The organism is Actinomyces provencensis (assembly GCF_900155435.1).
GTDB lineage: Bacteria > Actinomycetota > Actinomycetes > Actinomycetales > Actinomycetaceae > Pauljensenia > Pauljensenia provencensis.
The window spans coordinates 1,314,870-1,334,716 of sequence record NZ_LT700212.1 but is presented as its reverse complement, the minus strand read 5'-3'; the positions used below and the strand labels follow the sequence as shown (position 1 = coordinate 1,334,716).

The window sequence follows — 19,847 nt, the reverse complement described above, 5'->3', positions numbered from 1 at the left end:
ACTTCGCGCAGGGGGGGAGGGGCGGAGGGCTGCGGCGTGCCTCCGACCTGGTCGTCGCCGTGGTCGGACCCACGGCATCGGGCAAGACCGACCTCGCCCTGGACCTGGCCGAGGTACTCCCCGGCGTCCTCGGCGCCCCGGCCGCCGGGCCCGCCGAACTGGTCGGGGCGGATGCCATGCAGCTCTACCGCGGCATGGACATCGGCACCGCCAAGACACCCGTCGGGGAGCGCCGCGCCGTCCCGCACCACCAGGTCGACGTCCTGGACGTCACCGACGAGGCCTCGGTCGCCCACTACCAGGCCCATGCACGCCACGACGTCGCAGCCATCCACCAGCGCGGCGGCGTCGCCCTCGTGTGCGGGGGGTCGGGACTCTACGTGCGCGCCCTGCTCGACGTCATCGACTTCCCCGGAACCGACCCCGCCGTGCGGGCGCGGCTGGAGGCGGAGGCCGAGGGCCCGGGTGGATCGCGCGCCCTGCACGAGCGCCTGGCGGCCCTGGACCCCGAGTCCGCCTCGCGCATCGACCCGCACAATGCGCGTCGGATCATCCGCGCGCTGGAGGTCATCGAACTGACGGGCGCGCCCTACTCCGCGCACATGCCGCGTCGGGTCTTCCACCAGCCCGCGGTGATGATCGGGGTGCGCCGTCCCATGGAGGAACTCGACGAACGCATCGGTGCGCGCACGGCCGCCATGTTCCGCGACGGCCTCGTCGAGGAGACCCGCGGGCTCATCGGGGCAGGGCTGCGGGAGGGGCGCACCGCGCGAAGGGCCACCGGGTACGCCCAGGCGCTCGCGGTCATCGACGGGGACATGACCGAGGCCGAGGCGGCGGAGTCGGTGGCGCTGGCCACCCGGCAGCTCGCACGGCGCCAGGTCAAGTGGTTCCGGCCCGAGCCCCGCATCCACTGGCTCGACGTGGAGGCCCCGGGTCCGGCGGCGGGAACGGGAGGGGCCGCTGGCGGGACGGGCGACGGGTCCGTGCGCCGCACTCTGCTGGACCGCGCCGTGGACATCGTGCGCCGGGAGGCGCAGCGCCTGGATAGCGTGTCGACGTGACCACACACATGTCCGCGCACGGATCGGCTTCCGGGGAGGCGTCCGCGACGCCCACCGACCAGGTGCAGGGGAGCGGGCTGCCCCGGGACCCGGACCTGCCGGCGGGGACCGTCCTGTGGAAGGCCCACGGGACCCAGAACTCGTTCCTGCTGGTCGACGATCCCGAGGGGCTCGTGGACGTGTCGCCGGCGACCGTGGCGACCCTGTGCGACGTCTCCCGTGGGATCGGGGCCGACGGACTGATCCGCTGCGTGCGTGTGGACGGACGGTGGTTCATGGACTATCGCAATGCCGACGGATCACTGGCGGAGATGTGCGGCAACGGCGTGAGGGTCTTCGTCGACCACCTGCGCCGCGTGGGGCTGGTGGACCTCGCCGAGGGCGACCTCCTGGAGGTCGGCACGCGGGGTGGGACCAAGAGGGTCCGTGCGCTTGGACCGCGTCCGGCCCAGGTGCCGGGGCCGGTGTGGGAGCGCGGGACGCCGGGGCGGGCAGCCGGCGAGGGGGGCGGTGCGCCCGCGGGTGGCGTCCCGGGCGGTCCGGTTGCGACCGGCGCGGTTCCGGCCCACACGGGCGGGAGCGAACAGTGGTACGCCATCGACATGGGCCCCGCGGCGACCACGGGTGTTGCGGACACCTCCGTGACCGTGGTCGGCCTGGACGGCGTCTTCGAGGGCATCAGGGTCGCNATAAGAGCCAGAGGGGGGCGGTGCGCCCGCGGGTGGCGTCCCGGGCGGTCCGGTTGCGACCGGCGCGGTTCCGGCCCACACGGGCGGGAGCGAACAGTGGTACGCCATCGACATGGGCCCCGCGGCGACCACGGGTGTTGCGGACACCTCCGTGACCGTGGTCGGCCTGGACGGCGTCTTCGAGGGCATCAGGGTCGCCATGCCCAATCCCCACGTCGTCATCGACGTGGTCTCCCGCGAGGCACTGCGCGACGCGGTCCTGCCCACCACCGACATCCACGCCGCCCCCGAGGGGCTGCGGCCCACCTACGACCCCGACCCGGCCGGGGGGATCAACCTGGAGCTCGTGGTCGACGTCACCGAGCCGGGAGCACAGGTCGGACACCTGCTGATGCGCGTCCTGGAGCGCGGGGTGGGGGAGACCCGGTCGTGTGGCACCGGGTGCTGCGCGGCCGCGGTGGCCAGCGCTGCCCGACGGGGCGCGGGTGCACCCAGGACCTGGATCGTGGAGGTGCCCGGAGGAAGTGTGCGGGTCGACCTGGGAGAGGGCACGCCCTCGTCCGGTGCGGGATCCTCAGGGGCCGGCCAGCCGGGGGTCACCCTCTCCGGCCCCGCCACCCCCATTGCCGAAGTCCGCTCTGTTCCGGGCTCGAAGTCCGCTCTGTTCGGGGCGTGAGGTCCGCTCTGTTCTGGGCGTGAGGTCCGCTCTGTTCGGGTCGGGACGTGGAGCGTCCTCGTCATCACTTCCCGGTGTCACCGCGTCGCGCGTCGCCATGACTGCTCCGCTCCCAGGAGCGCCACTGAGGTCCGAGGGCGACGCCCTCGTCCGTGTTCTCCCTGGCGCCCACACGCGCCCGACCCACGGAGGTCCCTCAGGTGAAGCGACGCCTCTCCGCCGGCGTCCACAGTGCGCGGATGCCGCTGCGTTGCCGGGTGTCGCCAGCCCCGAGGTCCAGGACATGGAGCAGTCCCTCGGTGTCGCGGATCTCCGGGACGGCGAGGTCGACGACCCGGTAGCCGGCACCGATGACCTCCCGGGTCCGTGCTGCCTGGGACAGGCGGACCTCGCGACCGCTCGGTCCTGCGTACTTGATCTCGCCATTCGCCTCGAAGCAGCAGCGGGAGCGTCGGATCCCCACGTCGGCCCAGCGCGTGCCCTGTTCGGTGCGGACCTCCATCTGTGGTTCTGCGTCGAGGTAGCCGGCGGCGAGCGCCACGCGGCGCAGTTCGGACTCCCACACGGACTCCGCCAGGGGTGTCGAGCAACGCAGGATCGCCCGGGCCTGGGCGACTCCGCGGTGACCGCGCAGGTCGGACAACTTGTGGAGGAGACTCTGGCGGAAGCGCCGCGCTGACTCCTCGACCTCCGTGCGCTGGCTGCGCCAGTTCTCGCCCCGTCCCGAGGCAATGGCGACCAGGGAGTCGACGACCGCGAACGCGCGATCGGGCGGGAGGAACCTGGCGCAGTGGAGCGTCGTCTGGGCGAGATCGGTGACGAGGACGCCGTCGCGGACCGTGAGCTCACGGTCATCGAGGTCCATCCGGTGGTTCACCACGGGACGGGTCGCGAGGCGCGCCTCGCGGTCGGTCCGCGGCAGGTCCCAGAGGCGACCTGTGCGCCCCGGGGTTGCCTTCCGTCGCCACGGGACCCACAGATGTGCCTGCTCGGGGACGACCTTGACAGAGGCGCCGTGTACGAGGGCGGCGCTCTCGAGGACGGCCACCGCTCCGGTCACGTGCTCCATGGCGGAGTCAAGCCGAGCGCGGTGCACCTGCTCGGCCCGTTCCCACCAGTCGAGCTCCTCCCCGAGCACCAGGTACTCACCCGGGCGGACCCGCACCGAGTGGTCGGGCCCGGCCGTCACCGCGGCTGCGGAGCGGTTGTCATGATGTGCATCCATGGGTGGAGCCTGCCCGGTGCCCGGACGCGGCGTCGCCGACGAATGGGCGCCCTGTGGACGCGGGACGGGACGTCCACCGAACTGTGGACGGATGAAGGGGGTGGTGTGGGCCTGTGGAGAAGTGCCGTCCCCGTGGTGGTCGGTCGACGAGGGCGGCGCTGCGGACGAGTCACAGGTGAGCGGACTTCGAGGTCGGAACAGAGCGGACTTCGACCTTGGAACTGAGCGGACCTCGAGCCCTGAACAGAGCGGACTTCGAGCCTAGAACTGAGCGGACTTCGAGGTCGGAACAGAGCGGACTTCGATGATGCGGTAGCCCTTCTTGGAGGCGATCCTCGCAGCGGACCAGCCTTCGTCGCGCAGCCAGTTGACCAGGGTGTCGGCACCGAGGTTGCGCTGGACGACGAGGTACGCGACGCCCTCGTCGGCGAGCAGGGACAGCCAGTCGCCGAGCATCTGGTGCAGGGCCTGCTTGCCGATGCGCACGGGTGGGTTGGACCAGATGAGGTCGAAGCGCACACCCTCGGTGCGGGCGCGCTCCAGGGCTTCCCCGGCCGGCAGCGCCACGACTCCTGCAGCGCCGTTGGCCAGCGCATTGCGCCGGGTGAGGTCCAGTGCGCGCGTGTTGACGTCCACAGCCCACACGGTGGCCGCCGGCGCCTCCAGGGACAGGGTGACGGCGAGGGGTCCCCAGCCGCATCCCAGGTCCAGGAAGGTGCCCGACGAGGGCGGCTCGGGTGCCTCCGCCAGCAACTGGCGGGTCCCGAGGTCCAGGCGGGAGCCGGAGAACACCCGGTCGGACACCCACATGTCGAGGTCACGGCCACGGGCGGTGACGTGGACCTGTCGGAGCTCGTCGTCGGTGGCTGGGGCTGAGTCGGTGAAGTACTGGTCTTCCACAGCCCACAGCGTAGTCGGAGGGGCACTGCGGCCCTGACGTGTCAGACTGGAGGGGCACGTCGATCGCCGTGGCCACGCCGCGGCCGTCCCCGCGGCGCCCCGCGCCTCTCGCGCACCGCCCGCGCGGCCACACCACGTCCCCGAGGAGGACCCCATGTCCGAAGACACCGAACGACCCACAGGTGCCGAGGTCGGGTCCGGGCAGACCGGGACCGATCGCCACCACACCGACCAGCCCGGCGCCGACGGGCCCGGCACCGAGCACGGGCACGGCTCCGAGGAGGGTCTGCGCCGCGCGGAGGACGTGGTCGCGCGCATCCTCGCCCGGCGGGGCACCGCGCTGGCCTCCACGGAGGCCCAGGACCACAGCCATGACGCGGGCGCCCTGGAGCGCAACGCGCGTGCCGGTACCCGCCGTGTCCACGGGCTGTCCACCGAGCTGGAGGACGTCTCCGAGGTCGAGTACCGGCAGGTCCGCCTGGAACGCGTGGTGCTCGTCGGCCTGCGCACCCAGGGAAGTGAGGAGGACGCGGAGGTCTCCCTGCGCGAACTCGCCGCCCTGGCGGAGACGGCCGGGTCCGAGGTCCTCGACGGCCTCATCCAACGCCGCGAGACCCCCGACCCCGCCACCTTCCTCGGATCGGGCAAGGCCCGGGAACTCGCCGGGATCGTCGCCGAGACCGGTGCGGACACGGTGATCGTCGACGGGGAGCTCGCCCCCTCGCAGCGCCGCGGACTGGAGGACGTCGTCAAGGTCAAGGTGGTGGACCGCACCGCGCTGATCCTCGACATCTTCGCCCAGCACGCGAAGTCCCGTGAGGGCAAGGCCCAGGTGGAACTCGCCCAGTTGGAGTACCTGCTCCCCAGGCTGCGCGGCTGGGGCGAGTCCATGTCGCGCCAGGCCGGCGGTCGCGTCGCCGGTGGTGAGGGCATCGGCTCCCGTGGCCCCGGCGAGACGAAGATCGAACTCGACCGACGCCGCATCCGCACCCGCATGGCCCGTCTGCGCACGCAGATCCGCGCGATGGAGCCCTCGCGGCGCACCCAGCGCGCCTCGCGCCGGCGTGGCGGGGTGCCCTCCGTCGCCATCGCCGGGTACACGAACGCCGGGAAGTCGACGCTGCTCAACCGGCTCACGGGAGCCGAGGTCCTCGTGGAGGACTCCCTCTTCGCGACCCTGGACCCCACCGTGCGCCGCGCGACCACCCCCGACGGACGCGTCTACACCCTCACCGACACCGTCGGATTCGTCCGCAACCTCCCCACCCAGCTGGTCGAGGCGTTCCGCTCCACCCTGGAGGAGGTGGGGGAGTCCGACGTGATCCTCCACGTCGTCGACGCCGCCCACCCCGACCCCGTCGGCCAGGTGGAGGCCGTCCACGCGGTCCTCGACACCATCGAGGGCGCCCATGACATCCCCGAGGTCATCGCCCTGAACAAGGCGGACCTGGCCAGCCCCGAGCAGCTCGCCCTGCTGCGCAGCACCTACCCCGACGCCGTCGAGGTCTCCGCCTGGACGGGGGCCGGGGTCGAGGAGCTGCGGCTGCGGCTCCAGGACGTGCTGCCACGCCCCCGCGTGCTGGTCGACGTGGTGGTCCCCTACGACCGCGGCGAGCTGGTCCACCAGGTGCACGAGGACGGTGAGGTCGTCTCCGAGGACTACGTGGACGCCGGCACCCACCTGGTCGCCCGCGTCGACGACGCACTCGCCTCACGTCTGGGCGCCGTGAACGTCCACGTGGGTTCGCCCTCGTCCACGCCCGTCGGCCCGACCCGGACCGACACCGACGGGGGCGCGGCCGGTGCACCCCGGACCGCGGGGACGAGCGCACCCGCGGGAGCCGCCCTCGTCGACGGGGACGCGAACGCCACCGCACCCGAGCAGGCCACGCCCGCAGGGACCGGTGGCGCACCGGACGTGCCCGCAGCTCCGCAGCGGAGCGGAGCCGTGGAGGGGGCCCCCGCCGGTGAGTGAGGACGTCCCCCGGGCCGAGGTCGCCCGGCGTGTCCTCACCCGCGTCGTGACCGCCATGGGTGGCTCGGCGCGCCCCGGCCAGGAGCGCATGGTCGACGAGGTCGCCGCCGCCATCTCCGGCCACTCCCACGTGATGGTCCAGGCGGGGACCGGCACCGGGAAGTCCCTGGGCTACCTGGTGCCCGTGCTCACCGACTGCGCCGAGAACGGTCACCGCGCACTCGTCACCACCGCCACCCTGGCACTGCAACGCCAGATCCTCGTCAAGGACGCCCCCGCCGTGGTCGACGCCGTCGAGGAGGAGCTCGGCGTGCGTCCCGAGGTGGCCCTGCTCAAGGGGTGGAGCAACTACCTGTGCCTGCACCGGGTGGGAGGCGGCGCGGATGCGGGTGCCCCCACACTGCTGGACGTCGCCGAGGCCGGGCCCGTCACGGACCTGGGCCAGGAGGTCATGCGGGTGCGCGAGTGGGCCTCCGGCACGGACACGGGGGACCGTGACGACCTGGTGCCCGGGGTCTCGGACCGCGCGTGGCACCAGGTCTCGGTCTCGAAGCGGGAGTGCCTGGGGCGGGCCTGCCCCATGGTCGAGGAGTGCTTCCCCCAGGCCGCGCGTGACCGGGCGGCGAGTGCCGACCTGGTCGTCTCCAACCACTCCCTGCTCGGCATCCACGCCACGGGTGGGCTGGACCTGTTCTCCGAGGTGGACGTGGTGGTCGTCGACGAGGCCCACGAGCTGGCCGACCGCGTGCGTGACCAGGCCAGCGTCGAGGTCTCCCAGGACCTGGTGCAGAGGGTGGCGCGTTCGGCGAAGACCCATGCGAAGGTGCCCACCGAGGCCCTCGACCAGGCGGGTGCCGCACTGGGTGTCGTCCTCTCCTCCCTGGAGGAGGGGCTGCTCCTGCAGCGTCCCGAGAGGCTCGCGCTCGCCATGTCAGCGCTGGACACCGCCGTCCGTGCGGCCCTGAGCCGTGTGGGGGACTCCGATGCCGACCAGTCCTCGAAACTGCTGGCCAAGGGGGCCCTGGAGGAGCTCTCCGGTGCGATGGACGCCTGGGACCGTGATCCCATCCAGTCCATCACCTGGGTCTCACGCAATGAGCGCGAGGGCACCCAGCAGCTCGTCATCGCCCCACTGGACGTGGCAGGGCCCATCGGGGCCGTCGGCCTGGGGGAGAGGCCCGCCGTGCTGACCTCGGCCACCCTCGCCCTGGGTGGTTCCTTCGACTCGATGGCGCGGGAGACCGGGCTCATGGTCTCCCAGGTCCCGTGGCACGGGGTCGATGTGGGCACCCCCTTCGACACGGCGACCCAGGGCATCCTCTACATCGCCCGCCACCTGCCCGACCCGGGCCCCGGTGGTCCCGGTCCCGAGGCACTCGCGGAGCTGGTGGACCTGGCCGAAGCGAGCGGTGGCGGGGTGCTCGCACTCTTCTCCTCCTGGCGGGGAGCACAGGCGGGTGCGGAGGCACTGCGGGAGGGCACGGACCTGGAGATCCTGGTCCAGGGGGAGGAGACGGTCTCGGCACTGGTCCAGCGTTTCCGCGACCACCGGGACTCCTGCCTGGTGGGGACGATGTCCCTGTGGCAGGGCGTGGACGTGCCGGGCAGCTCGTGCCGCCTGGTGGTCATCGACCGCATCCCCTTCCCCCATCCCCACAATCCCGTGGCGAAGGCCCGTGCCATCGATGCCGAACGCCACGGGTACGGGGGCTTCCGGGCCGTGCACCTCACCCATGCGGCCCTGCTCATGGCCCAGGGCGCCGGACGACTCCTGCGCACCACCGAGGACCGGGGCATGGTCGCCGTGCTCGACCGGCGCCTGCTGACCAAGGGGTACGGGTCCTTCATCCGTGCCTCCATGCCCACGATGTGGCCGACCACGGACCCGGAGGTGGCGCGGGGGAGCCTGCGGCGCCTGGCTGCCGCGGCGGCGGGGGAGCAGTCGGCGGGCGCCGGGGAGCGGTCGGCGGCCGGGGAACAGTCGGCGGGCGCAGGGAAGCAGTCGGCGGGCGCGGGGAGGTAGGCGGGCAGTTCCTCGGGGCCACGCGCGGGGGGACCGCGGCACCCGGGACGGTGGGGAAGTGGGAGCGTCCGGGCGCAAGTCTGTGTCACCAGTCCGAGGTCCCCCCAATTGGGGGTCCTGATCTGACAAGATGGGAGTGCCCGTCGGGAACAGGAGAACAAAGTGCCCCAGACAACTGCCAAGAGTCTCTATCCGTCGGCGTCCACCGGACGCCCCTCGAAGATCGCGATCATCGGAGCCGGCGCCGTCGGCACCGCCGTTGCCTATGCCTGCGCCATGCGCGGCGACGCCCGCAGCATCGTCCTGCAGGACATCAACAAGCCCAAGGTCGAGGCCGAGGCCCTCGACATCGCCCACGGGATCCAGTTCACCCCGTGCGGTTCCGTGGAGGGCTCCGACGACGTCGAGATCGTCGCCGGCGCGGACCTGGTGATCGTCACCGCCGGTGCCAAGCAGAAGCCGGGCCAGTCACGCCTGGAGCTCGCCGGGTCCACGGTCAACCTCATGAAGAAGATCGTCCCCAACCTGCAGAAGGTCGCGCCCAACGCGGTCTTCATGTTCATCACGAACCCGGTGGACGTCGTCACCTACGTGGCCCTGAAGCTCATGGGCCTGCCCCGCAACCAGGTCTTCGGATCCGGCACGGTGCTGGACACCTCCCGCCTGCGCTACCTCGTCTCCCTGGAGACGGGCGTGGCCACGCAGAACATCCACGCCTACGTCGCCGGTGAGCACGGCGACTCCGAGGTGGCCCTGTGGTCGTCCGCGGAGATCGGCAACGTCCCCCTGGCCCAGTGGGGCCCGACCCTGACGGGGCGCACCTTCGACTCCGAGCTCCGCAAGGAGCTGGCCACGGAGGTCGTGCAGTCCGCCTACAAGATCATCGAGGGCAAGGGCGCGACGAACTACGCCATCGGCCTGTCCGCCTCGAACATCGCCGGCGCGGTCCTGCGTGACGAGAACCGTGTCCTCACCGTTTCCAGCCTGCTGGAGGACTGGGAGGGCATCTCGGACGTGTGCATGGCAGCTCCGACCCTGGTCGGGCGCAACGGGGCCGGGCGGGTCCTCAACCCGCCCCTGACGCTCGCCGAGCGCGACGGCCTCACCGCCTCCGCCCAGCGTCTGCGCCAGGTCGCCCGGGACCTGGGCTTCTGAGCAGATCCTGTCGTGGTGGTGCCCCGTCGGCCCGGTGCCGGCGGGGCACCGCTGTGTCCGCATCACTGTGTGTCGCTGCGTCCGCTTCAGCGCGGCGTGTCGGACCAGGGGGGTGGGAGTGTTGCCCGGGAACGGCGGTGGCCACCGGGTGCGCGCGACGCCCTGCGCCGGTCGGGTCGACCCCGCTCACAGGGAGTGGTTGTCGGTCACGGCGCTCACAGGGAGCGGATGACCGTCACGACCCTTCCCAGAACAGTGGCCTCGTCGCCGGGGATGGGGGAGTAGTCGGTGTTGCGCGGCATCAGCCACACGTGTCCGCCCGTGTGGGAGAGGACCTTGACCGTGGCCTCACCGTCGATCATGGCGGCCACCACCTGGCCGTCCTCGGCGGTGGCCTGGGCGCGCACGACGACGTAGTCCCCGTCCAGGATCCCGGCGTCCACCATGGACTCCCCGCGCACCTCCAGCATGAAGAGGTCGCCGCGTCCCGTCAGTGAGGTGGGCAGCTCGAAGACGTCCTCCACGTGCTGTTCGGCGGTGATGGGTGAGCCAGCTGCGATCCTGCCGACCAGTGGTACCGCGGAGGCGTCCTCGTCGGCGTGTGAGACGGCGACCTCGACGGTGACGAGCGCGGGGGGTGCTGCGACCCCGTCGTCCGTGCCCGGTGTCGGCGCGGACGCCTGCCCGGTCGCGCCGGCCGGGGTGGGCAGTGCGGCGCGGCCCAGGGTCGAGACCTCCAGGGCACGAGGGCGGCCGGGGACACGTTGGAGGCAGCCCGCGCGCTCCAGCGCGTCCAGGTGGTGCTTGACCGTCGAGGGTGAGGCGAGCCCCACCCGGTCGGCGATCTCACGGACCGAGGGTGGGTACCCGTGTCCGTCCACACTGGCGCGGACGACCTCGAGGATCTGGATCTGACGGGGTGAGAGGTTCGGCTCTTCGTGCACGGTGGCCCTCCTGGTCGTCCGTGAACTGCCGCGTCCGTCGCCGGACGCAGATGCACATGGGTGCTGTTCCACTGATGTCCTCAGGTTATGCGAGTCCGACACGGATGTGAAACACATGTTCGAGCGGGTCTCGACATTCCCTCGGGGACCAGTGTATCGTACAGGTGTTCGACGAACGCGTGTTCGACGTGGACGAACGGAGGAGCAGCCATGAGCGCGATCAATGTGGTACCCACGAGGTCGGCACACCAGCGCGGGGATCGGCCCCGACTGCGCGCCGTGCCCGAGTCCCGTGTCGCGGAGATCCGTGCGATCTCCTCGGCTCCCTCCGCGCGTCGGCGGCGCGCAGCCCAGCTCGCCGAGGACCCGGCGATGCGCCGTCGTCCCGTCGTGCGCGCACGTGTCCGGGAGGAAACCGCTGCGCGTCCCGCAGCGCTCCAGGTGGTGCGCAGGGTGGTCCTCGCCGTCGTCGCCGTTGCGGTGGCAGGCGGTCTCGGGGCAGGTGCGGGGCTCCTCGCGCAGCCCGACCCCTACGCCGGGCCGACCCATGTCCACTCCGTCGCCGCGGGCGAGTCCCTGTGGGGGCTGGCGGACCAGGTCAACTCCCAACGCCCGTTGGAGCAGGTCGTCCTGGACATCCAGGAGCTCAACGGCCTGGACGGCAGCGACGCGGTGCTCACCCCGGGTACGGAGCTGGTCCTGCCCGGGCAGTGAGACCCAGGGATACCGACCGGTGGGTCGGTTCCGTGAGGGGGGAGTCTCGACCGGGGACGGGTGTGGAGCACTGCCTGTGGTGTGTGTTGCACATGGGACGTGTGGGAACGTAGCGTTGGGGCAGGTTCCCGACGGAGGTTACACGTGCACTGCCCCTTCTGCCACAACGAAGATTCGCGTGTCGTGGACACCCGGATCGCCGATGATGGCGCCTCCATCCGCCGCCGGCGCGAGTGCACCGCCTGCAAACGGCGGTTCACCACGCTGGAGACGTCCTCGTTCCAGGTGGTGAAGCGCTCCGGTGTGGTCGAGCCCTTCTCCCGGGAGAAGGTGGTGTCCGGCGTGCGCAAGGCTTGCCAGGGCAGGCCGGTCTCGGACCACGACCTGGCACTGCTGGCCCAACAGGTCGAGGAGGCACTGCGCTCGACCGGGGTCTCCAGTGTCTCAACCGCCGAGGTCGGGAAGGCCATCCTCCCCTTCCTCTCGGAGCTCGACGAGATCGCCTACCTCCGCTTCGCTTCCGTCTACCGCAGCTTCAACTCGCTCGATGACTTCGAGGAGGCCATCGGGGAGCTGCGTGCGCGGGATGCGCGGGTCGCTGCCCACGCCACTGACGGGTCCGATGATGAGGCGCAGGCTGGTGCGGACGACCCTCGACGCGCGGTGAGCACCCCTGGATCCGACGCCCACACAGGTGACGCGCAGGGCGCGCCACAGGGGAGCGACGACGATCCTCATCCCGCAGGGCGCGCCGTACCGGGTGGAACCGCCACCGGTACCGCGAGTGCTGGTCCCGCGGGAGCAGACGACACAGCAGGCAGGAGCACCCGGCAGACACGTCCTGCGCGTCGCCGCCGTCGCACACCCAAGGACGACGCCCCGACGCTGCTCGACGACTGACCTTGCTCGACGACGAGCCTTGCTCGACGCCTGACCTCCGTTGACGCTGTTCGACGACTGATGCGCGCCCCCCCGCGTGCAGGTCAGTCGTCGGTGCGCGCGTCCTCGTCCGAGGTGATCTCCGCTGAGCCACTGTCGAGCGAAGTCGAGGAATCCGGGTGCTGGGCCTCGGGGTGCTGGACGTCCGGGGTCTGGCCGCGCAGTCCCTCGGTGGCCTCGCGCAGACGCTCCTTGGCGTCGGCGGCCGCCGCGGAGACCGCGCTCTGTGCCTGGTCGACGGCGACCTGGGCCTGCTCGGCCAGCTCGGCGACGCGGGCGGGCACCGCCAGGAGCTCCTCGCGGACGCGGCGACGCATGACCTTGCCGATCTGGGAGCGCGGCAGCTCGGACATGACGACCAGCTGGCGGGGCAGGGCGTAGTGGGCCAGGGACTTCTCCGCCCACTTGCGCACGTCCTCCAGGGTGACTGACGCCCCGGCCTCCAGGACGACCGCCGCCACGACGGACTCTCCTGCCGACCCTGCGGGCACACCGACCACTGCGACATCGCTGACGCCGGGCATGGACCGTACCGCTTCCTCCACCTGGGAGGGATAGACGTTGAAGCCGGAGGAGTTGATCATCTCCTTGCGGCGGTCCGCCATGACCACGAAGCCGTCCGTGACGCGCACCAGGTCACCGGTGCGAAGCCACCCGTCCTGGAGGGTCTGGGCGGTCTCATCGGGTCGCCCCCAGTATCCCGAGAACACCTGGGGGCCTCGTGCGATGAGCTCACCGACGTCTCCCTCGTCGACGTCACGGGAGATGTCCTCCGGGTCGACGATGCGGATCTCGGTGGAGGGGAAGGGCAGTCCGAGTGTGGCCGCCCGGCGAGCGGTCGACAGCGGGGAGCCCAGCAGGATGGGGGAGGCCTCCGTCATTCCGTAACCCTCGATGACCAGTCCACCCGTGGCTTCCTCCCACTGCCGGGCGAGGTCGGCGGACAGGGGCATCGCCCCGGAGAGGGTGAAACGCATGGACGTCAGGTCCGCGTCGAACTCGTGGGCGGACTTCAGGAGACGCTCGAACATCGGAGGCACGCCCAGGAAGAAGGTGCAGGGCAGGCGGCGCTGGGAGGTGAGCACCATCGTGGTGTCGAACTTCGGGAAGAGCGCGACGGTGGCACCCAGCCGGATGCCGGCCATGAGCCCGACGGTGAAACCGAAGGCGTGGAAGAGGGGCAGGACACAGTCGAAGACCTCAGCCCCCTCGTGGAGTTCGGGCACCCACGCGATGGACTCCTCGATGTTGGAGCAGAGGTTGCGATGCGACAGGGTCGCGGCTTTGGGAATGCCCGTGGTCCCCCCGGTGTGCAGCAGCAGTGCGGGCTCGCCGGCGTCCGAGGGGCATTCGCCCTCCCAACGCGGAGCCCGGGCGAGAGCACGGTCCCAGGAGATGACACTGGACGGTGTGGGTGCGCTGAGCTCGGCACGCTTGCGGCGCGCGGCAGGCAGGGGCAGACCCAGCAGGACACGTGAGGCGGTGGGGAGCGCCCGGGAGAGGTCCATGCCGAAGACGCGGACCGAGGGCTCCAGGAAGTCGAGGCGTTCGATGGAGTTCTCCCAGGCGATCACGACGCGTGCGTCATGGCGCTTGAACTCCTCGTGCAGCTCGCCACTGGGGGCCAGGGGATTGTGCTCGACGACGATGGCACCCAGGAACATGGTCGCGAAGACAGCGATGACGTGCTGGGGGCAGTTGGGCATGACGAGTGCGACACGGTCGCCCGGTCGGACCCCTGCCGCCGCCAGGGCGGAGGCACCACGGCGGGACTGGTCGACCAGCTCGGCATATGTGGTGGGGCGTGAGAAGAAGTCGAGGGCCGCCCGGTCCGGATAGCGTGAGGCCACGTCCTCGAGGATGTCGGTGATGCGGTCGTCGCCCACGTACACGGTGTAGGGGACGCCGGGTGCGTAGCCCTTCCGGAGCTCGTCGGTCAGCGTCATCGGTCCTCCAGATGTCTCGTCCACACCCCGAGCCTACGCTACCGTAGGTCGCCCTCGCGCGCGGACCGGGGCCACCCGCCCCACACCCTGCCGTGACGACCCCGGCGGCACCGCCCTCGTCCCCGGTCGGGACTCAGATCGGGTCGACGACCAGGCGCACGGTGTCCGCCATGCTGGAGATGGCCTCCAGCGCCTCCAGGGGCAGCTCGGACGAGATGTCCGTGATCACGTAGCCGATCGGGCCGGCGGTGCCCAGGATCTGGCCGTTGATGTTCGCGCCCGACTCGGCGAAGGTCTGGTTGACCAGTGCCAGGACCCCGGGCGTGTTGCGGTGGATCAGGCGGATGCGGTAGCGGCTGGACGGGGTCGCGGTGAGCGTGAGGTTGGGCAGGTTCACGCTCATGTCCGTGGACCCGGTGTGGAGGTAGTCCGAGACCTTCGTGGAGACGAAGCGGCCGATGTCCAGCTGGGCCTCCTCGGTGGACCCGCCCACGTGGGGGGTGAGGATGACGTTGTCCAGGCCCGCGAGGGGGGAGATGAACTCGTCACCGTTGGCCTTGGGCTCGTCGGGGAAGACGTCGATGGCGGCGCCGCCGAGGTGTCCGGAGACCAGGTGGGAGCGCAGGGCCTCGATGTCGACGACGAACCCGCGCGAGAGGTTGATGAAGAGCGCACCCTGCTTCATCTGGGAGAACTCGCGGTCCCCGAAGAGCTCGGAGTTCGATCGCGACCCGTCCACGTGGATGGAGACGATGTCGGCCTCGCGCAGGACAGACGCCAGGTCGGGCATGCGCTTGGCATTGCCCAGGGCCAGGCGCTCGGCGACGTCGTAGAAGATCACGTTGAGTCCCAGCGCCTCGGCCAGGACCGACAGCTGCGTGCCGATGTTGCCGTAGCCGATGATGCCCAGGGTGTGCCCGCGCACCTCGTGGGCGCCGTCGGCGGACTTGTCCCAGATGCCACGGTGGAGCTTGGAGTTCTTCACCGTCACGCGCCGTGTGAGGTCGATGATCTCGCCGATGGCGAGTTCCACCACGGAGCGGGTGTTGGAGTAGGGGGCGTTGAAGACCGCGACGCCGCGCTCGGTGGCTGCGGCGAGGTCGATCTGGTTGGTGCCGATGCAGAACGCTCCGATGGCGGCCAGTTGGGGATGGGCCTCGAGGACGCGGCGGGAGACGGTGGTCTTGGAGCGGATGCCGAGTATCTCGAAACCGTTGAGGGCCTTGATCAGGTCCTCCTCGTCCAGGGCTCCCTTGATGCGGGTCACCTGGATGTCGTTGGAGTTGAAGATCGTGTCGGCATCGATGTGGGGATTCTCGAGGAGCAGCGCGCGCGTCATGCCCTCCATGGTCGCAGAAAGGCGCCGTGGGGAGGCCTCGGGCCCAGCGCGTGGACGTGGTGGTGCCCACGTCGGGGGCCGACGAGGGCGGCTTCGGTCACCACCCTCCCCGCCGAAGTCCGCTCTGTTCTGACCTCGAAGTCCGCTCACTTCGGGGATCGAAGTCCGCTCTGTTCGGGGCATGAGGTCCGCTCACTTCGGGGCATGAGGTCCGCTCATCCCTTCCCTGGATGGGTACGTCCGCCCGCCCTCGCCCTCGTCCCCAAAAGAGGCCTGATCCCGGCGTCGGACCCAGGGGCAGGATCGGGAGACCAGATCCTGGTCCGGCGCGGTGAGGTCTGCCAAGGTCAGAGGTTCGGCGACACGACGGGACGGACGTCGCGGTCACTTCAGAGCGGACTTCGAGGTCAGAACTGAGCGGACCTCACGGGTCGAACAGAGCGGACTTCGACCCTTGAACAGAGCGGACTTCGCGCCGGGGGAGGGTCAGGGGTGCGGGGTGTCCAGGCCCGGGGGGAGTTCCCCCGCGGCCACGACGTGGAGGCGCTGGGTGGAGCGTGTGAGGGCGACGAAGAGGTCACCGGGACCATCGGCGAGGACCTCCGAGGGCTCCACGAGCACCACGGTGTCGAACTCCAGGCCCTTGGCCCCCACCGCGCCCAACAGGCTGATGCGCTGGTCCAGCCCGGTGAAGCCCTCGGAGTCGGCACCCCAGGCGCGGGCACGTTCCGCCCCGACCAGGACCGCGAGGCGACCCCGGCCCTCACCGTCCACGGAGTCCAGGTGGGCGGTCTCCAGTGCGACGACCTCCTGGACGCGTGCCCACAGCGGGTCCGTGTCACGTGCGGAGGCCTTCAGCGCCCCGCCCCCGACACGGGTGAGCGCATAGGCGTCCTCGGCGTCGCGCACCGCGCGCAGGGGGAAACGCACGGGCTCACCCAGGGCAGCCATGGTGTGCTCGGCCAGCTCCATCAGGGTCCGTGGCGTCCGGTAGGAGACCGAGAGGACGTACTCCGCGGACAGGGCGCGCGCAGCCGGTCCCAGCGCCTGCTCCCAGGTGGCGGGGCGGTCGTGGCCACGACGCTGGTCCAGGTCACCCACCACGGTGAAGGACCGGGACGGGCAGCGCCGCAGCAGGGCTCGCCAGGCCATGGGACTGAGCTCCTGGGCCTCGTCGACCACCACGTGGCCGTAGGTCCAGGTCCGGTCCATGGCCGCGCGCTCGGCGAGCGGCGCGGCCTCCACCTCTCCGCGTGCCGACTTCGCCAGCATCTCCGCGGTGACGATCCCCCCTCCCAGGCCCTGGGAGGTGATCGCCTCACGGGCGCGGGCGACCTCCTCGTCCTCGCGTCGGCGCTGGGCGTCCTCGCGGCGCACCTGGACGGCCGAGGTGGTCCCGAGGAGTTCCTCCAACTCGTCGAGCAGGGGGATGTCCGAGACCGTCAGACGCGAGCCCTTCGGGCGCCGCACCAGCTCCAGCTGGCGGGCGTCCAGGCGCGGGGAGACCTGGGCGTTGAGGGCGGCGAGCTGGTCGGGTCGCGCGTAGAGGCGTTCCAGCAGGCGCGCGGCAGGCGTGGGCATCCATGCGAGGTTGATGGCCCGGCGCGCATCCAGGGAGTCACGCACCTCGGAGCGCCACATCTCCAGCTCCTCGCGGTACCCCTCGGCATCGGAGGGGTCCACGTCCCCGACCTGCTGGAGGAGGCGTCGCGCCAGCACGTCCATGAGGTCCAGCGCGAAGCCGTCCCGGGCGACGTTGTGCGGCTTGCCGGTGCGCCGTGCCCGACCACGGGCCGCGACGACGTCGGCGGGCTCCAGGGTGACCGTGCGGTTCCACACGTGCAGGACCTGGGCGGACTCGGGCACCCGGGGGAGCGCCCGGACCGCGGCACGCAGGATCCCCACCCACGCCTCGTCCCCCTTGGCGGCGTCCACCTCCTCGGTGTCCTGGGCAGTGGCGTGCGTGCCGGGCACGAGGTCCCCGACGGTCAGGGCGACCACCCCGGACTCCCCGAGGGAGGGGAGCACCTGCTCGATGTAGCGCAGGAAGACGCGCGAGGGTCCCACCACGAGGACGCCCGTGCGCTCCAGCCGCTCCCGCTCGGCGTAGAGGAGGTAGGCGGCGCGGTGCAGGGCGACGGCCGTCTTCCCGGTCCCGGGACCCCCCTGGACGACCATGATCCCCTGGTCGTCCGCACGGATCACCCGGTCCTGCTCACCCTGGATCGTGGCCACGATGTCACCCATGCGCCCGTCACGGGCCTGGGTGAGGGCGGACATGAGCGCACCCTCTCCTTGCAGGGACATGCCGTCCTCGTCGGCGCCGCAGGCGTCGAGGAGCTCGTCCTCCAACCCGGTCACCCGACGCAGGCGGCTGGCGATGTGGCGCCGCCGCACGACACCCTGGGGTTCCACGGCGGTGGCCTGGTAGAAGGGGCGCGCCGCAGGAGCGCGCCAGTCGACGAGCAGACGCGAGCCGTCCTCGTCGCGCAGCCCGATGCGGCCGATGTAGCGGACCTGGTCGCCGCGGGAGTCGACACGCCCGAACACCAGGCGCTCACCGACCTGCTCCAGCCGGGTCGCCTGGTCGCCGTAGTGGGCGGCGATGGCGTCACGCTCCGTGAGGCCCTGGGCGTTGCCGACCCCGGGACTGGCCTCGGCAGCGCGCTGGTTGGCCCGGTACCGGTCCCGGGTGTCGTCGAGACGGGCGTAGGCCCGGTCCACGAACGCCTGCTCAGAGGCGAGTTCGATGTCGTAGCGCTGCGACCGGGTACCGTCCTCGCTCATGCATGCCTCCCTCGACGAAAACCGGTTGTCCATTGTGCCCCATCAGCAGGGAGGTCGTGGGGATCACCACACCGCGGACACCGCAGTGCGCCCCGGTGACGCCGGGCCCGGCAACGGCCGCATTCCTGATTCCACCCGTGGCGCAATCGGCGGGTCCCCCCTCGCCCGCGCACTACCACACGGGTAGCGTGGAGGCATCAGCGCAGGAGGACCGCAACCGCAGGTGTCGGTCCCGGACCGGGAGGGGGAGCAATGACCGTGGACGAACGCCACGAGGATCCGCACGGCGGGCTCTTCGTCGCCGGGCCCGCATCGGGTGCGCGCGCCCCGATCCTCCTCACCCACTTCGACGGGGCCATGGACGCCGGCGCTGCCGGCTCGCTCGCGGTCATGCAGATGCTGCGCACCCTGGGCGGTGAGAGGGTCGCGACCTTCGACTCCGACCAGTTCATCGACTACCGCTCCCACCGCCCCGTCATGACGGTGGAGGACTGGGTCACCACGGGTGTGGAGACCCCCGAGATCGCACTCGACCTCGTCCACGACGACCTGGGTCACCCCGTCCTGCTGCTCCACGGTCCCGAGCCCGACGCGAAGTGGGAGACCTTCACCCAGACCGTGGCCGAACTGGCCCACGACGCAGGCGTGGAGATCTCCTTCTCCATCCACGGCATCCCCGCCGGCGTCCCCCACACCCGCCCGACCCCGGTCCACGTCCAGGCCACCGATCCGGCACTGGTCCCCGACCAGCCCCAGATGTCGGGCACCATGCAGTTCCCCGCGCCCCTGTCGGCCTTCCTCCAGGAGAGGCTCTCGACCACGGGCATCGAGGGAGCGACCCTGCTGGCCGCCGTGCCGTACTACATGGCGGACAACGCCTACCCGCGCGCGGCCTCGGCCCTGCTGGGCAAGCTCTCCGACCTGGGTGACCTCTCCCTGCCCGTCGGCGATCTCGAGCGCGGTGCCACCGAGGACATCGCGCAGGTCTCGGCCCTGGTCGAGGCCAACCCCGAGGTCGAGCGGACCGTGCAGGCCCTCGAGCGGCACTACGATGCCATGGCGGAGGAAGGCACCTCGCCCACGATCTCGGACGGTGGGTGGGACGACTCCGGGGACCGTGACATCGGCGACGTCCTCGAGGCCTACCTCGCCAACCAGTCGAGGCGAGCAGGAGGCGGTACGGGTGAGGTCGTGGGCGACGAAGCGGCGCACCCCCTCCAGGAAGGCCCCGACACCGCCCCCGGGGACGACGAGGACGGGTCCGCGGACTCCGTCCAGGACGTCCTCGACCGTCTCGCCTCACGTCACCGGGACGCGGACGACCCGGGACAGGCCCCGCGGCGTCCCCGCCACCGCGTGGACGACCCCTGGGAGACCCCGAGGGGCGAGTGAGCCCGGGAGCGCACACCGCATCCCCGCCCCTCTCGGCCACCTCCTCCGCCCGGCAACGGGTGCGGGCGCATGACCGCTT

General features: G+C 71.5%; 14 protein-coding genes and 1 pseudogene. 9 read left to right on the top strand and 6 right to left on the bottom strand.

What is annotated here, in order from left to right:
- Positions 1-29 precede the first annotated feature (29 nt).
- From miaA to BQ9890_RS05850, 3 genes and pseudogenes are all read left to right on the top strand, one after another.
- Positions 30-1,064, top strand: a complete 1,035-nt coding sequence (gene miaA, locus BQ9890_RS05860; RefSeq protein WP_230298003.1) for a tRNA (adenosine(37)-N6)-dimethylallyltransferase MiaA — start codon at positions 30-32, stop codon at positions 1,062-1,064.
- Positions 1,065-1,072: 8 nt separating this feature from the next.
- A pseudogene (locus BQ9890_RS05855) lies at positions 1,073-1,423 on the top strand (hypothetical protein); the annotation flags it as partial.
- 442 nt (positions 1,424-1,865) lie between these two features.
- A complete protein-coding gene (locus tag BQ9890_RS05850) occupies positions 1,866-2,429 on the top strand; it encodes a diaminopimelate epimerase (RefSeq protein ID WP_075890079.1) in 564 nt (187 codons plus the stop codon).
- Positions 2,430-2,625: 196 nt separating this feature from the next.
- Here BQ9890_RS05850 and BQ9890_RS05845 read toward each other — a convergent pair whose 3' ends face one another.
- Entirely contained in the window at positions 2,626-3,654 is a 1,029-nt protein-coding gene (locus tag BQ9890_RS05845; protein ID WP_143226254.1) for a hypothetical protein, read from the bottom strand.
- A gap of 261 nt (positions 3,655-3,915) precedes the next feature.
- The gene (locus tag BQ9890_RS05840) at positions 3,916-4,554 is read right to left on the bottom strand and encodes a class I SAM-dependent methyltransferase (RefSeq protein ID WP_075890075.1); all 639 of its coding nucleotides are present in this window, start codon (positions 4,552-4,554) and stop codon (positions 3,916-3,918) included.
- A 154-nt stretch (positions 4,555-4,708) separates the two neighbouring features.
- Here BQ9890_RS05840 and hflX point away from each other — a divergent pair, with 154 nt between their 5' ends.
- From hflX to BQ9890_RS05825, 3 genes are all read left to right on the top strand, one after another.
- Positions 4,709-6,529, top strand: coding sequence for a GTPase HflX (gene hflX / locus BQ9890_RS05835; protein WP_078062260.1), 1,821 nt, complete (start codon positions 4,709-4,711; stop codon positions 6,527-6,529).
- Entirely contained in the window at positions 6,522-8,552 is a 2,031-nt protein-coding gene (locus tag BQ9890_RS05830; protein ID WP_075890073.1) for an ATP-dependent DNA helicase, read from the top strand. Before hflX ends, BQ9890_RS05830 begins: the two co-directional genes overlap by 8 nt.
- A 162-nt stretch (positions 8,553-8,714) precedes the next feature.
- A complete protein-coding gene (locus BQ9890_RS05825) occupies positions 8,715-9,707 on the top strand; it encodes an L-lactate dehydrogenase (protein ID WP_078062259.1) in 993 nt (330 codons plus the stop codon).
- Positions 9,708-9,922: 215 nt separating this feature from the next.
- Here BQ9890_RS05825 and lexA read toward each other — a convergent pair whose 3' ends face one another.
- The gene (gene lexA, locus BQ9890_RS05820) at positions 9,923-10,651 is read right to left on the bottom strand and encodes a transcriptional repressor LexA (RefSeq protein ID WP_075890071.1); all 729 of its coding nucleotides are present in this window, start codon (positions 10,649-10,651) and stop codon (positions 9,923-9,925) included.
- 210 nt (positions 10,652-10,861) lie between these two features.
- On the opposite strand from lexA, the gene BQ9890_RS05815 reads away from it, so the two are divergent.
- Both BQ9890_RS05815 and nrdR read left to right on the top strand, forming a co-directional pair.
- Complete coding sequence (locus BQ9890_RS05815; protein ID WP_075890069.1) at positions 10,862-11,365, top strand: LysM peptidoglycan-binding domain-containing protein; 504 nt, start codon at positions 10,862-10,864, stop codon at positions 11,363-11,365.
- Positions 11,366-11,425: 60 nt separating this feature from the next.
- Entirely contained in the window at positions 11,426-12,265 is an 840-nt protein-coding gene (gene nrdR, locus BQ9890_RS17035) for a transcriptional regulator NrdR (protein ID WP_456047829.1), read from the top strand.
- An 83-nt stretch (positions 12,266-12,348) separates the two neighbouring features.
- On the opposite strand, the gene BQ9890_RS05805 is transcribed toward nrdR, so the two are convergent.
- The 3 genes from BQ9890_RS05805 to BQ9890_RS05795 form a co-directional block, all read right to left on the bottom strand.
- The gene (locus tag BQ9890_RS05805; protein ID WP_075890067.1) at positions 12,349-14,250 is read right to left on the bottom strand and encodes an AMP-binding protein; all 1,902 of its coding nucleotides are present in this window, start codon (positions 14,248-14,250) and stop codon (positions 12,349-12,351) included.
- A 133-nt stretch (positions 14,251-14,383) separates the two neighbouring features.
- A complete protein-coding gene (serA, locus tag BQ9890_RS05800; protein ID WP_075890065.1) occupies positions 14,384-15,589 on the bottom strand; it encodes a phosphoglycerate dehydrogenase in 1,206 nt (401 codons plus the stop codon).
- A 486-nt stretch (positions 15,590-16,075) separates the two neighbouring features.
- Positions 16,076-18,376 (bottom strand): HelD family protein, encoded by a 2,301-nt coding sequence (locus BQ9890_RS05795; RefSeq protein ID WP_075890063.1) that lies wholly within the window; start codon positions 18,374-18,376, stop codon positions 16,076-16,078.
- Positions 18,377-18,628: 252 nt separating this feature from the next.
- On the opposite strand from BQ9890_RS05795, the gene BQ9890_RS05790 reads away from it, so the two are divergent.
- On the top strand, positions 18,629-19,768 hold the full coding sequence (locus BQ9890_RS05790; RefSeq protein ID WP_075890061.1) for a PAC2 family protein: 1,140 nt from the start codon (positions 18,629-18,631) through the stop codon (positions 19,766-19,768).
- Positions 19,769-19,847 lie beyond the last annotated feature (79 nt).

Coding starts and splice junctions, on each gene's coding strand:
- serA (WP_075890065.1), bottom strand. CDS start 15,589: ATGACGCGCGCGCTGCTCCTCGAGAATCCCCACATCGATGCCGACACG.
- BQ9890_RS05845 (WP_143226254.1), bottom strand. CDS start 3,654: ATGGATGCACATCATGACAACCGCTCCGCAGCCGCGGTGACGGCCGGG.
- BQ9890_RS05815 (WP_075890069.1), top strand. CDS start 10,862: ATGAGCGCGATCAATGTGGTACCCACGAGGTCGGCACACCAGCGCGGG.
- BQ9890_RS05850 (WP_075890079.1), top strand. CDS start 1,866: ATGGGCCCCGCGGCGACCACGGGTGTTGCGGACACCTCCGTGACCGTG.
- hflX (WP_078062260.1), top strand. CDS start 4,709: ATGTCCGAAGACACCGAACGACCCACAGGTGCCGAGGTCGGGTCCGGG.
- BQ9890_RS05795 (WP_075890063.1), bottom strand. CDS start 18,376: ATGAGCGAGGACGGTACCCGGTCGCAGCGCTACGACATCGAACTCGCC.
- BQ9890_RS05790 (WP_075890061.1), top strand. CDS start 18,629: ATGACCGTGGACGAACGCCACGAGGATCCGCACGGCGGGCTCTTCGTC.
- BQ9890_RS05805 (WP_075890067.1), bottom strand. CDS start 14,250: ATGACGCTGACCGACGAGCTCCGGAAGGGCTACGCACCCGGCGTCCCC.